The sequence below is a fragment of the Vibrio alfacsensis genome (genome assembly GCF_019670485.1).
GTDB lineage: Bacteria > Pseudomonadota > Gammaproteobacteria > Enterobacterales > Vibrionaceae > Vibrio > Vibrio alfacsensis.
In genome coordinates this window covers 2,607,944-2,622,283 of sequence record NZ_AP024165.1, presented here as the reverse complement: position 1 = coordinate 2,622,283, position 14,340 = coordinate 2,607,944, and the positions used below count along the sequence as shown (strand labels likewise).

General features: G+C 45.3%; 11 protein-coding genes. 10 read left to right on the top strand and 1 reads right to left on the bottom strand.

Features of this window, described 5'->3' with window-relative positions; translation table 11 throughout:
- Positions 1–101 precede the first annotated feature (101 nt).
- From lepA to acpS, 7 genes are all read left to right on the top strand, one after another.
- On the top strand, positions 102–1,895 hold the full coding sequence (gene lepA, locus VA249_RS11990) for a translation elongation factor 4 (protein ID WP_128810170.1): 1,794 nt from the start codon (positions 102–104) through the stop codon (positions 1,893–1,895).
- Positions 1,896–1,998: 103 nt separating this feature from the next.
- Positions 1,999–2,898, top strand: a complete 900-nt coding sequence (gene lepB / locus VA249_RS11985; RefSeq protein ID WP_211915967.1) for a signal peptidase I — start codon at positions 1,999–2,001, stop codon at positions 2,896–2,898.
- A 20-nt stretch (positions 2,899–2,918) separates the two neighbouring features.
- Positions 2,919–3,596: a ribonuclease III gene (gene rnc, locus VA249_RS11980; protein ID WP_128810172.1), complete on the top strand. Its 678-nt coding sequence runs from the start codon at positions 2,919–2,921 to the stop codon at positions 3,594–3,596.
- Positions 3,589–4,551 (top strand): GTPase Era, encoded by a 963-nt coding sequence (era, locus tag VA249_RS11975; protein WP_128810173.1) that lies wholly within the window; start codon positions 3,589–3,591, stop codon positions 4,549–4,551. The genes rnc and era overlap by 8 nt, the downstream gene beginning before the upstream one ends.
- A gap of 130 nt (positions 4,552–4,681) precedes the next feature.
- A complete protein-coding gene (gene recO, locus VA249_RS11970) occupies positions 4,682–5,413 on the top strand; it encodes a DNA repair protein RecO (RefSeq protein ID WP_221068124.1) in 732 nt (243 codons plus the stop codon).
- Positions 5,410–6,141: a pyridoxine 5'-phosphate synthase gene (gene pdxJ / locus VA249_RS11965; RefSeq protein ID WP_128810175.1), complete on the top strand. Its 732-nt coding sequence runs from the start codon at positions 5,410–5,412 to the stop codon at positions 6,139–6,141. The genes recO and pdxJ overlap by 4 nt, the downstream gene beginning before the upstream one ends.
- A gap of 12 nt (positions 6,142–6,153) precedes the next feature.
- Positions 6,154–6,534: a holo-ACP synthase gene (acpS, locus tag VA249_RS11960; RefSeq protein WP_221068123.1), complete on the top strand. Its 381-nt coding sequence runs from the start codon at positions 6,154–6,156 to the stop codon at positions 6,532–6,534.
- Positions 6,535–6,622: 88 nt separating this feature from the next.
- Here acpS and barA read toward each other — a convergent pair whose 3' ends face one another.
- Entirely contained in the window at positions 6,623–9,418 is a 2,796-nt protein-coding gene (gene barA / locus VA249_RS11955; protein ID WP_221068122.1) for a two-component sensor histidine kinase BarA, read from the bottom strand.
- A 190-nt stretch (positions 9,419–9,608) separates the two neighbouring features.
- On the opposite strand from barA, the gene rlmD reads away from it, so the two are divergent.
- From rlmD to mazG, 3 genes are all read left to right on the top strand, one after another.
- Positions 9,609–10,928 (top strand): 23S rRNA (uracil(1939)-C(5))-methyltransferase RlmD, encoded by a 1,320-nt coding sequence (rlmD, locus tag VA249_RS11950; RefSeq protein WP_221068121.1) that lies wholly within the window; start codon positions 9,609–9,611, stop codon positions 10,926–10,928.
- 124 nt (positions 10,929–11,052) lie between these two features.
- Positions 11,053–13,272, top strand: coding sequence for a GTP diphosphokinase (relA, locus tag VA249_RS11945; protein WP_221068120.1), 2,220 nt, complete (start codon positions 11,053–11,055; stop codon positions 13,270–13,272).
- 213 nt (positions 13,273–13,485) lie between these two features.
- The gene (gene mazG / locus VA249_RS11940) at positions 13,486–14,277 is read left to right on the top strand and encodes a nucleoside triphosphate pyrophosphohydrolase (RefSeq protein ID WP_221068119.1); all 792 of its coding nucleotides are present in this window, start codon (positions 13,486–13,488) and stop codon (positions 14,275–14,277) included.
- Positions 14,278–14,340 lie beyond the last annotated feature (63 nt).

Here is a 14,340-nt window from a genome sequence, read left to right as displayed (position 1 = left end):
CGTTCACGAAATTGGGTAGAATCTGCCAACTTGATTGAAATGCCGTCAGCTGACGGCTTTCTTACTGTCCCTATTTGTAAAGAGTTAGTCACCCTAAATCTATGAAGCACATTCGTAACTTTTCGATTATCGCCCACATCGACCATGGTAAGTCGACCCTATCAGACCGTTTAATCCAAGTATGTGGAGGTTTAAGCGATCGTGAAATGGCCGCACAGGTTCTGGATTCTATGGATCTTGAACGTGAGCGTGGTATCACCATTAAATCTCAGAGTGTGACGCTAAACTACACCGCTAAAGACGGTGAAACATACCAGCTGAACTTCATCGATACTCCGGGACACGTTGACTTTGCGTACGAAGTATCACGTTCTCTAGCCGCTTGTGAAGGCGCGCTATTGGTGGTTGATGCAGGTCAGGGTGTAGAAGCTCAAACGCTCGCTAACTGTTACACCGCGATCGAAATGGATCTAGAGGTTGTGCCAATCCTTAACAAGATTGATCTACCTGCTGCGGATCCTGAGCGTGTAGCGGAAGAAATTGAAGAAATCGTTGGTATCGATGCAATGGAAGCAACCCGCTGTTCTGCGAAGACAGGTCTAGGTGTTGATGACGTGCTAGAAAATATCGTTTCAGCGATTCCGGCACCAGAGGGCGATCCAGACGCACCACTGCAAGCGTTGATCATTGACTCATGGTTTGATAACTACCTTGGCGTTGTTTCTTTGGTTCGTATTAAAAACGGCTCACTGAAGAAAAACGAAAAGATCAAAGTCATGAGCACAGGTCAAACTTGGGGCGTAGATCGTCTAGGTATCTTCACACCTAAGCAAGTCGATACTGATGTTCTTAATACTGGTGAAGTAGGTTGGGTGGTTTGTGGTATTAAAGACATCCTTGGTGCTCCTGTTGGTGATACGCTAACCCTAGCGAAAAACGGCAGTGAAAGCCCACTACCTGGCTTTAAAAAAGTAAAACCTCAGGTATATGCAGGTCTATTCCCAGTATCGTCTGATGACTATGAAAACTTCCGTGATGCGTTAGGCAAACTTAGCCTAAACGATGCGTCTTTGTTCTACGAGCCAGAAAACTCGGCGGCACTAGGTTTTGGTTTCCGTTGTGGTTTCCTTGGTATGTTGCACATGGAAATCATTCAAGAACGTTTAGAGCGTGAGTACGATCTTGACTTGATCACAACCGCACCAACGGTAGTTTACGAAGTTGAACAAACCAATGGCGATGTTCTGTATGTAGATAGCCCTGCTAAGCTGCCAGCCGTGAATGATATCGAGCACATTCGTGAGCCAATTGCGCGCTGTAATATCTTGGTACCAGCAGATTACCTAGGTAATGTTATTACCCTATGTGTAGAAAAGCGTGGTATGCAAGTTGATATGGTTTACCACGGTAACCAAGTTGCAGTGACATACGACATTCCGATGGCGGAAGTTGTTTTGGACTTCTTCGACCGTTTGAAATCAACGTCTCGTGGTTATGCATCATTGGATTACAACTTCCAACGCTTTGAAGAATCAAACATGGTTCGTGTCGACGTTCTATTGAACGGTGATAAAGTGGACGCGTTGGCGATCATCACTCACAAAGATCAAGCACAAAGCCGTGGTCGTTTGTTAGTTGAGAAGATGAAAGAGTTTATCCCTCGTCAAATGTTCGACATCGCAATCCAAGCGGCAATCGGTAACCACATCATCGCACGTTCGACAGTGAAACAGCTACGTAAGAACGTAATCGCGAAATGTTACGGTGGTGACGTGAGCCGTAAGAAGAAACTTCTGAAGAAACAGAAAGAAGGTAAGAAACGTATGAAGCAGATCGGTAACGTAGAACTGCCTCAAGAAGCGTTCTTAGCGATTCTTCACGTGGGTAAAGACTAGAGTTGAACTTTATCTCACTCTTGTCTGTCTTAAGACGTAGATAATAAAATAAGTGAAAGGGTTTCGGCTCTTTCACTTTCGTATTTTTAGATAAGGGAATTTAATGGCGAATACATTTTCACTGATCCTCGTTATCGTGACACTGATAACAGGTGTAGTTTGGCTACTTGAAAAACTGGTGTTTGCGAAAAAGCGTCAAGCCAAAGTTGCGGAAATCCAAGCTCAGACAGCTAATGGTTTGGATGCGGTGACACTTCAGAAAGTTGAAAGCCAACCTTGGTGGATAGAGAACAGCGTTTCTATCTTCCCTGTGATTGCATTCGTTCTTGTATTGCGTTCTTTTATCTATGAACCGTTCCAAATTCCATCAGGCTCAATGATGCCAACTTTGCTAGTCGGTGACTTCATCTTGGTGGAAAAATACGCGTATGGGTTGAAAGATCCAGTATGGCGTACTCAGTTAGTAGAAACTGGTAAACCTGAGCGTGGTGATATTGTGGTATTTAAGTACCCACCTCAACCAAACATTGATTATATCAAACGTGTTGTTGGCCTACCGGGCGATACTGTTCGTTACTCAGAGGGTAAAGATCTGTGTATCAAAACAAAAGGTGAGTCGGTTTGTAAGCCAGTGAAATTGAGCAATGTAGAGGAAAGCCCATTTATTCAAAACGGCATTCCTCTGATTCAAATGAACGAAAAGTTGGGTGACGTAGCCCATCAAATTTTGGTTAACCCACTGTCTCGAGATCGAGTGCAGAGCTACCAGCCACGTCCTGGCGTGAATGAGTGGGTTGTACCGCAAGGTCAGTACTTTGTGATGGGCGATAACCGTGACAACAGTGCTGATAGCCGTTACTGGGGCTTTGTACCAGAAGCAAACTTAGTCGGAAAAGCAGTCGCTATCTGGATAAGCTTTGAGTTTGAGCGCAGTGCAGACAGCGTTCTACCTTCATGGATTCCTACCGGTGTGCGTTTTAATCGCATCGGCGGTATTCACTAACCACTACATATCGAGAGAGTATGAATTCTCCAATTGATAAATTAGAGAGAAAGCTTGGCTATCAGTTTAATAATGCTGAGCTTATCCATCTGGCGCTGACTCACCGCAGCGCCAACAGTAAGCATAATGAACGTCTTGAGTTTCTGGGCGATTCAATTTTAAGTTTTGTCATCGCTGATGATTTGTACCATCGTTTTCCAAAAGTAAACGAGGGTGACATGAGCCGTATGCGCGCAACGTTGGTTCGCGGACACACATTGGCGGAACTGGGTCGTGAATTCGGTCTAGGAGATTATTTAAAATTAGGTCCAGGTGAATTGAAGAGTGGCGGATTCCGCCGAGACTCTATTCTAGCCGATGCGGTAGAAGCCATTATTGGTGCGATTTACCTTGATAGTGATCTTGAAGTTGTGCGTGGTATTGTACTGAGTTGGTACAACAGTCGTCTTGAGGCGATTAAGCCAGGCGTATCACAGAAAGATCCAAAAACTCGCCTACAAGAGTTCCTGCAAGGCAGAAGAAAACCACTGCCAGCTTACACAGTGACTAATATTAAAGGTGAAGCGCACAACCAAGAGTTCACGGTTGAGTGTGAAGTAGCAGGTGTGGATAAGCCTGTCATTGGTAAAGGCACCAGCCGCCGCAAGGCAGAACAAGCGGCTGCAGAAACAGCACTTGAGCAATTAACAAATGGCTGATAACGAATTCGATATCGATGCATATTTTGCATCACCTGGTGAGCAAAGTTCACCAGAGAACCAACATTGTGGCTTCATTGCTATTGTTGGCCGCCCTAACGTAGGTAAATCGACGCTTCTGAACAAAATTTTGGGTCAGAAAATTTCGATCACGTCACGTAAGCCGCAAACGACACGTCACCGAATTATGGGCGTGGATACGGACGGTGATTACCAAGCGATTTACGTTGATACACCAGGACTTCACATTGAAGAAAAGCGTGCCATTAACCGTTTGATGAACCGTGCGGCAAACTCCTCTCTGAGTGATGTAAACTTGGTGTTCTTCTTAGTTGATGGTACGCATTGGACCAAAGACGACGAGATGGTTCTGACTAAACTTCAAAAATCGAACTTCCCAGTTGTGCTTTGTGTAAACAAAGTCGATAACGTGCAAGATCGTAATGAAGTGATGATGCACATGGCAGACATGTCCAAGAAAATGGATTTTGTTGATGTTGTGCCAATCTCTGCGAAGCAAGGTAAGAACATTGACGTACTGCGTAAGCATGTGCGCGAGCACTTACCGAAAGCGACGCATCACTTCCCTGAAGAGTATGTAACAGACCGTTCTCAGCGTTTCATGGCGTCAGAAATCGTACGTGAAAAGCTGATGCGTTTTACTGGTGAAGAACTCCCTTACTCGGTAACAGTTGAAATCGAACGCTTCGATTACAACCCTGAAACCGACGGCTTCCACATCAATGCCTTGATTCTGGTTGAGCGTAACGGTCAGAAGAAAATGGTGATTGGTAAAGGTGGTGAGAAGATCAAGACCATTGGTCGCGAAGCACGCCTAGATATGGAAGAGTTGTTCGGTCGTAAGGTCTACCTTGAGACTTGGGTTAAAGTGAAATCAGGTTGGGCGGATGACGAACGTGCATTGCGCTCACTCGGTTACATTGACGACCTATAAGCTTGGTTACTCGGTAGCTTGGTAACGAAGAGACTTCGTTCCAACATCGACTAAAATGTAATATCGATTAGAATAAGGAGCCATTTGGCTCCTTATTTTTTATTCCACACTTGTAGGCACACAGATTGAAATGAGCAACCTGTCTTCAGAGGGGTTCCAACGTTGCTTTGTATTGCATCGTCGCCCGTACAGTGAATCAAGCTTGATCCTTGATGTTTTCAGCGAGGAGTATGGTCGTGTCACTTTGATGGCAAAAGGTGCCCGAGGTAAGCGTTCAAATTTGAAAGGTGCGTTACAGCCTTTTACCCCTTTATTGCTCAAATGGTCAGGTAAGGGTTCAATGAAGACTTTGCGTCAAGCAGAGCCTATTAGCCTTGGTTTACCTTTGAGTGGAATCCATCTTTATTCTGCGATGTATGTGAATGAGTTAATCGGTCGTGTACTGATGGCAGAAGTACCAATGCCCGCTCTATTCCACGATTATCTACATGCACTGACAGAGCTTGCTCAGTGTGATAATCCAGAGCCTGGATTACGCCGTTTTGAATTGGCACTGCTGTCTTCAATGGGCTATGGCGTCGATTTCTTGCACTGCGCCGGCACGGGTGAGCCTGTTGATCCTGATATGACCTATCGTTATCGAGAGCAAAAGGGATTCATCGCTTCAGTAAGGCGCGACAACCTGACATTTTTGGGTAATGAATTGATTGCGATTAGTGAACGGCGATTCGTCACTAAAGAACAATTAAAAGCGGCGAAACGCTTTACACGACAGGCATTAAAGCCGTATCTTGGCGGCAAACCTTTAAAAAGTCGTGAATTATTTATTCAGACATCCAGAGCACGGAGTAATGGAAAATGAGCTCAATCTACTTAGGCGTTAATATCGACCATATTGCCACTCTACGAAATGCACGTGGTACTAAATATCCAGATCCAGTGCATGCTGCAGAAATCGCAGAGCGCGCGGGCGCTGACGGTATTACCATTCACCTACGTGAAGACCGTCGTCATATCAATGATCGTGATGTACGCATCTTGCGTGAAACCATTCAGACTCGAATGAACCTTGAAATGGCAGTGACGGATGAGATGGTTGAGATTGCACTTCAAACTAAGCCTGAGTTCGTTTGTCTGGTACCTGAAAAGCGCGAAGAACTGACCACTGAAGGTGGTCTGGATGTGGTTGGCCAACTTGAGAAAGTGAAAGCGGCAACGCAAAAGCTAACCGATGCGGGCATCAAAGTCTCTCTGTTTATTGATGCTGACCGTCAACAGATCGATGCGGCAAAAGCTTGTGGCGCACCGTACATTGAGCTTCACACGGGTCACTACGCTGATGCGACTACAGAAGAAGATCAGCTTGATGAACTTAAGAAAATTGCGGCAGGCGCAAGCTACGCACACGATCTTGGTATCATCGTAAACGCAGGTCACGGTCTGACTTACCACAACGTAGCACCAATCGCGGCACTGCCAGAAATCTACGAGCTAAACATCGGTCACTCGATCATCGGTCGTGCGGTATTTGATGGCTTAGAAAAGTCGGTGGCAGAGATGAAAGCCATCATGGTTGCCGCGCGTAAATAATCAGATTTAAGTATGGCAATTTTAGGACTAGGCACAGACATTGCTGAGATTGAGCGCATTGAGAAAGCGCTCAGTCGAACTGGTGAGTCGTTTGCAAAACGTATATTGTCTGAGCAAGAAATGGCAAGATTTGCAGAGCTGAAACAACAAGGTCGTTATCTAGCGAAGCGTTTCGCAGCGAAAGAAGCGGCATCAAAAGCCTTGGGAACCGGTATCGCTAACGGTGTGACTTTCCATGACTTTACGGTTTCGAATGATGAGTTTGGTAAACCGGTGTTGATGTTATCTGGCGTTGCCAAGCAAATCGCAGAGTCGATGGGTGTGAACCACGTTCACCTATCGATTTCCGATGAACGTCATTACGCCGTAGCGACCGTGATCTTGGAATCCTAGCTCGCTTGATTGCGGATAAAATTTGAAGACGAAAAAGCCAGAGTCGATGCTCTGGCTTTTTTATCGGTGCGTTTTGCTAAGTTGCCGCTTACTGTTCGAGATAGAGCTTCGCGGTTGTAGTGACCTTAATCATCTCATCTTGTAACTCAAACATTTCCGGTTCGATTTCTTCAAGACTGGCTCCTGAACGTAGCGCTTGCTCTAGCGTTGCACACAGTGCTTTCAATCTCGGCACGCCGCAGTAGGAGCTACTGCCGTGCAACTTATGAATTACATGGATAAGATCGTCACGAGAAAAATCTTCTTGCTCTAACGCTTGATCGACGACTTCTTCAACCTCCGGGATAAAGCCAACCAGCATGCTCAGCATGTCTTTAGCTAAGTCTTCTTTATTGGCACTTTGTTTTAGTGCCGCTTGCCAGTCGATGATCACATCTTTTAGCTTAGGAGCAGGCAGGGGTTCAAAAGACTCTGTGATGTCTAAATAAGATGGTGTCAGTTTCTCTACTTGCTCTGAGCATGTATTTGGATTCCAATGTACGAGCACTTGTTGAAGTACGTGCTCTTCAATGGGCTTGGTGAGGTAGTCATCCATACCTGCGGCCAACAATCTGTCACGTTCGCCTGCCATTGCGTGGGCGGTGACAGCAATCACAGGTGTTTCTTTATTTAGCTCAAGTTCTTTAATGTGCTGACAAGCTGTTACGCCGTCCATTAATGGCATTTGGATATCCATAAAGATCAGGTCGTATTTCTTTTCTGTTGCAAGGTTCACAGCTTGCTGGCCATTGCTACATGCGGTTACCGTTTCGACGCGCTCTTTGAGCAGGGCAGAGATCAGCTTCAGGTTAGCAGGGTTATCGTCTACTGCCAATACAGATAGTGGGAGTCGTTCACTTTCAATAGTTTCGACGATCGGCGCAGGAACCTGAGGGGTTTCAACATGGTCAGAGATCAGACTTTGCAGCAATTTGCGACGTGATAGTGGCTTGGTTAGACATTGAATTTGATAGTCACTCATGACTTGGTCTGCCAACGCTAGTTCAGTACTTGGTGTTGCCATGATTACGCTTGGAGCCATCGATTTTGCTTGCTCAATCCACACGGTGACAGATTGCTCGTCGTAAGTTTGGTTTGCTGCCAAATTGAGGAGTACATAATCATAGTGTTCATGGCTTTCAGGCAGTGATGAACGGTAGGTAACCATCATTCCCTCTTCACTCAATATTTGCTGAGTGATAGAAGCTGCTTGCATATTTGGTTCAACCAACAGCAATTGCTTACCAGAAAGCAATTCAACTTCGATCAAATCGCTCATTGGCATGTCGGTTGCGTTTAAGCGCAAGGTGAACCAGAACGTAGACCCCTGATGAAGACGGCTTGTTAGGCTGATTTCACCGCCCATCTGGCTAACCAGTTTCTGGGTAATCACCAAACCAAGCCCAGTACCGCCATAACGGCGAGAAATACTCGCATCCGCTTGACTGAACGCTTGGAATAATTGAGCTTGCTGGCGCTCCGAAATACCGATACCGGTATCGCGTACCATGAATTGTAATTCGACCGAGTCACCAGACTGTGAACGCATCTCTACACTGATATCAATATTGCCGCGTTCGGTAAACTTAATCGAGTTTCCGACTAAGTTAGTTAAAATCTGTTGAATTCGCAGAGGGTCACCGACGACGCCTGGTGGAATTTTTGGGTCCACTTTCAGCGTAATTTCTAACCCTTTTTCGTGAGCGCTGGTGGCTTGCAAATTCACCACTTCCTCTAAACTTTCACGGAAGTTGAAAGGAATATTTTCTAGCGCCAGTTTGCCTGCTTCGAGTTTTGAAAAATCGAGTATGTCGTTGATGATATTAAGTAGATTATTGGCAGATTTCTCTATCGTCTGCAGGTAATCGGTTTGACTATTAGAAAGCTGAGTTTTGAGCATCTGACGAGTAAAACCAATCACCCCATTGAGTGGCGTACGAAGTTCGTGAGACATGTTTGCCAAAAACTCTGATTTTACCCGCGCAGCTTCTTGAGCGCGTTTCTTCGCTATGTCCAACTCCACGTTTTGGATCTCGAGCTGTTCAAGGGTTTCACGCAAGTCTGAGGTCGCTTGATCGATACTGTGTTGCATCTCTACGTGGTATTCCGACAGCGAGACGGCCATGGCGTTGATGCCATTTTTAAGTTGATCGAGCTCGCCGTGCATTTTCCCCTCAATTCGCACATCCAGATGACCGCGACGAATTCTATCCACGACATTCTTCATATGAGTGATCGGCTGAGTGACGTCGTGCATCAAGCGAGAGGCAAACACACTCGCTAAACCAAGCCCTAAAATGAGAACGAGAAAAGCGGAGAATACTTCTTGATATTGCTGAAGACGAAGTGAAGATAGATCCATCTCAACAGCAATATAACCGATGGCTTTTGTACCTTGATTGTCGGCAGACAGTTCTGATAGATAATGACCCTCAGATAAGATAGGCACACGTAGAATCAGAGAGTGTTCAAATATTTCTGAGTTGCCCAATTGAGGGATAGGCTTATCTTTTGGGAACGTCAGCGCTTCAAAATTTGGATGGAAGTTTGAAGTTACGAAGAGTTCGTGATTTTCATCGAAGACCGCAATACTACGAACTAAATTCGAATTTTTCCGGTGTGCGTAACTGATCAATCGGCGGACCGCTTCTCTGCTTTCGGATAAAAGGTGCGTTTCACTGGCAATAGCAAGCGGTTCGATGATGCTATTACCGGTGTTGATGACTTGCTTCTCGAGATCTTGATAGCGGTTAAATGAAAAAAATCCGCTTAGTAATAAGCCAATTATTAGTGTCGGAGCGAGAGTTAGGGTAATTACACGAGCTCGTAAGCCATATCTGGTCATGTTATCTGATTACATTGGGGTCTGGATATGGGAAAATAACGGCATAACTCTCAAGCTTTCATTAGCAATACGAGAAAAATTGACGTTACCGGATAAACGGTAAGCATAATCAAGTCATTCGCATCACACAACGGCCTCAATCAAGAATAGTGAAGCTGTTGGGCAATTAGATAAAAATCAGGCACAAAGCATGGCACGAATCTTTCAACCTAAAAAGAAAACGCAACTGAATACTCGTCACCAAGCGGTGAGCGTGGAGCGTTTGGATCATCATGGCGCAGGCATTGCCTACATTAATAAGAAACCCGTATTTGTTGATGGTGCGCTGCCAGGCGAAGAAGTGGTAGCTCAATTGGTCGAAGAAAAGAGCAAATTTGCTCGAGGCAAATTGATCAAAGTGCTTAAACCAAGTGATGCGCGTGTCGAGCCATTTTGTCCGCACTATCATGAATGTGGTGGCTGCGACTTACAGCATCTGAATTATGACCAACAATTGACGCACAAGCAGCAAACATTGCGTCAGTTGATGCGAAAATTCGCGGGCAGCGATATCGAGTTAGAAGCACCAATTTTAGGTGCTTCATTAGGTTATCGTCGTCGTGCTCGTGTGAGTTTATTCGTCGATAAAAAGACACGCCAGCTGCATTTTGGTTTCAGAAAGAAGCAAAGTAAGCAAATCGCTCAAGTGACCGACTGCCCAGTTTTGGCCCCAGAATTGAATGTGTTACTGCCTGAAATATACTCGGCGTTAAAGGCGTTTAAGAAGCCAGAACAACTTGGTCACGTAGAATTGGTTCTGGGTGACAGTGGTCCATGCATTACGCTGCGTCATTTGAGCAAGTTGACAGAAGAAGAAACCAATACACTGGTGGAATTAGCAAAGCGTCATCATGCATCGCTTTATCTGATGCCTGAAACGGACCAGCTAGATTTGGTTGAGGGTGACACGCCTTTTTATCAAGAAGTGGGTGTGAAAGTGCCATTTACGCCAAATAACTTTATTCAAGTAAATCAAACTGTGAATCAAAAAATGGTTGCACAAGCAGTAGCGTGGTTAGACCCTCAAAGCGATGAGCGAGTGTTAGATTTGTTCTGTGGTTTGGGTAATTTCAGCTTACCAATCGCAAAAAAAGCAAAGCATGTGGTTGGTGTCGAGGGTGTGGCTGAAATGGTAGAAAAGGCGGCAAACAACGCATTATTGAATCAAATCAATAACGCACAATTTTATCACGCTAACCTTGAACAAGATTTTGAGGGACAAGCGTGGGCAGCGGAGCAGTTTGATAAAGTACTGCTAGACCCTGCACGCGCGGGTGCGAGCGGGATCATTGATCAAGTTTCAAAACTTGGCGCACAGCGTGTAGTTTATGTTTCTTGTAATCCTGCTACCCTTGCTAGAGATAGTCAGAGCTTACTGGATCAAGGCTACGCATTAACCAAATTAGGTATGCTAGACATGTTTCCTCATACCAGTCATCTAGAATCGATGGCGCTATTTGAAAAGTCTTAACTTTTAATGTTTTGGTTACTTACTTGTGGTGAGTGGCCAAAAAGCCAACGCATAACGCGGGGCACTAGAACTAACCTGGATGGTGTTAGTCAAACCACACAAATATAATAATTAGGATGATGAGATGGTTGCGGTAAGAAGCGCGCATTTAAACCAAAATGAACAGTTTGAACTTGAAAGCTGGGTGGCTAGCCTAGGACAAGACAAGAACATATCAAAACGTTTAATCGAAGTGTATCGTGACTGCCAATCGATGTTGGCAGACAGCGAACAGGCTGAGCTTTTGTTATGGCGTGGACGAGAGATGATCGAAATATTGATCACCTTATCCATGGACAAAGCGACCTTAGTCGCTGCGCAACTGTTTCCTTTGGTTTCGAGCGGTGCTTTTGATAGAGAGTTGCTAGAAGAAAAGTACAGCAAAGAGATCATGAAGCTGATCGATGGCGTTGAAGAAATGGCCGCCATCGGCCAACTGAACGTCACCATGGAGGGTGGCGCGGCATCCTCTCAAGTGGATAACGTTCGTCGAATGTTGCTCGCGATGGTGGATGATTTCCGTTGCGTGGTCATCAAGCTGGCAGAGCGTATCTGCAATTTGATTGAAGTTAAAAAAGCGCCGGACGAAGTTCGTCGTGCAGCGGCAAAAGAATGTGCAAACATTTATGCTCCTCTGGCAAACCGCCTTGGTATTGGTCAGCTGAAATGGGAAATCGAAGATTACGCTTTCCGCTACCAACAATCAGAAACCTACAAGCAAATCGCGAAGCAATTGGCTGAGCGTCGTATTGTCCGTGAACAATACATCAAAGACTTTGTCGACGACCTTACTCAAGAAATGACCGTATGCGGCATCAACGCAGAAGTCAGTGGTCGTCCAAAGCACATCTACAGTATCTGGCGCAAAATGCAGAAGAAGAGTCTGGCGTTTGATGAATTATTTGACGTGCGTGCGGTACGTATCATCGCTGACAAACTTCAAGACTGTTATGCCGCTCTAGGTGTGGTTCACACCAAATACAAACACTTACCAAGTGAGTTCGACGATTACGTTGCGAACCCGAAGCCAAACGGCTACCAATCTATCCATACCGTGATTCTTGGTCCCGAAGGCAAGACCATTGAGATCCAGATCCGCACCAAAGAGATGCACGAAGATTCGGAACTGGGTGTTGCTGCGCACTGGAAATACAAAGAAGGGGCGAGTACTCGAAGTGGTTACGATGAGAAGATCACATGGTTGCGTAAACTGCTCGATTGGCAAGAAGAGATGTCTGACTCCGGTGAGATGTTGGATGAGCTTCGTAGTCAGGTATTTGATGACCGTGTCTATGCCTTTACCCCACGCGGTGATGTTGTTGATCTGCCTATGGGAGCGACACCGCTTGATTTTGCTTACCACATTCACTCAGAAGTGGGACATCGTTGTATCGGCGCAAAAGTGGCGGGTCGTATCGTACCATTCACCCATAAACTGCAAATGGGCGATCAAGTCGAGATCATCACTCAGAAAGAACCTAACCCATCTCGAGATTGGCTGAACCCATCGTTAGGTTTTGTTACTTCAGGCCGCGCGCGTGCGAAGATCAACGCATGGTTTCGCAAGCAAAGCCGTGAGAAGAACCTAGAAGCAGGCCGTGAAATTCTCGAACATGAACTGGTGAAAATTGGTGCGACACTTAAAGACGCGGAGCATTACGCGGTGAAGCGTTTTAATGTGAACAGTGCCGATGAACTCTATGTCGGGATTGGTAGTGGTGATTTGCGTATCAATCAAATTGTCAATCACATCAATGCGTTAGTTAATAAGCCGACCGCAGAGGAAGAAGATAAGCAAGCGCTTGAAAAGCTGCAAGAAGCAGAGAGTAAAGCACCCGCTCAAAGCCGACCACAAAAAGATGCGGTTGTCGTAGAGGGGGTTGATAACCTGATGACGCATCTAGCGCGTTGTTGCCAGCCGATCCCAGGTGATGAGATCTCAGGTTACATCACACAAGGTCGAGGTATCTCAGTGCACCGAAGTGACTGTGAACAGCTTGAAGAACTTCGTCACCATGCGCCGGAACGTATCATTGATACTGTATGGGGGGGAGGTTATGTTGGTTCATATATCCTAACCGTTCGCGTAGAAGCGATGGAACGTAGTGGTTTACTAAAAGACATCACCACTCTGTTTGCTAACGAGAAAATCAAAGTCACCAGCATGAAGAGTCGCGTTGATTACCGCACGCAAATGTCGATCATGGACTTCGATCTCGAAGTGACAAACTTGGAAGTGTTCTCGCGAGTGTCAAAACGAGTCGAGCAGATCAAGGATGTCATGTCGGTGAAACGCTTAGGCTAACTTTCACGTCGTACTTGTCACTTTTACTGCGTTAACTGCGTTTTCTTGCTCCAGCACATAGGCGAGCTATGTTCAGGAGTCGCGAAAACTTGTTGCCTTGTCAAAGTAACAATTACTTAGTGAAAGCCGCTGAGAAAATAAAATAATGTAGAAGGTGAGTGGTTTTGACTGCTCACCTTTTTCTTTAGATAGAAAGGTTTAAAGGAACAGAAAATGAGTCATCCAATTGAACAGTTAGAACAAATCATGGTGAAGCTGCGGGATCCAGAGAGCGGTTGTCCTTGGGACTTGAAGCAGACGTTCGACTCTATTGTTCCTCACACCATTGAAGAAACTTATGAAGTGGTGGATGCCATTCAAAATCGAGATTGGCACAACCTCAAAGAAGAGCTAGGGGATTTGCTTTATCAGGTTATTTTCTATAGTCAGTTAGCAAAAGAACAGAATCTGTTCGATTTTTCGGATGTGGTCGATGCCGTGAATGAAAAGCTGACTCGTCGTCATCCGCATGTTTTTTCTCAAGTTGAGTTTGCCTCTGAAGACGAAATTAGTGCCAACTGGGAAGCGGAAAAAGCAAAAGAAAAAGCACAAGTAGGCAAAGCGGAAGAAAGTATTCTAGACTCAATACCAAACTCTCTACCTGCGCTTTCTCGTGCTACAAAAATTCAGAAAAAATGCGCGAAGTATGGTTTTGATTGGGACTCGTTGGGACCAGTGGTAGAAAAAGTTCAGGAAGAAATTGAAGAGGTCATGGAAGAGGCACTTCAAATTACGCCTGATGAAGCCAAGGTTGAACTTGAGTTAGGGGATTTGTTATTTGCAACGGTAAACCTATCTCGGCACTTAGGTAAAGATCCCGAAGTGGCCTTGGCGAAAGCAAATTTGAAGTTCTCAAAGCGTTTTAAAAGTGTAGAAGCTAAAGTGGCCAAAAAAGGTAAGCAACTAAAGGACTTCAGCTTGATTGAGCTAGATTCAATGTGGGATGAAGTTAAAAGGGAAGAATAGGGCGAAATTCGCATGAACACTCGACTTTGATTTGAAGCAAAAAATAAAAAATTGCGGTGTGAT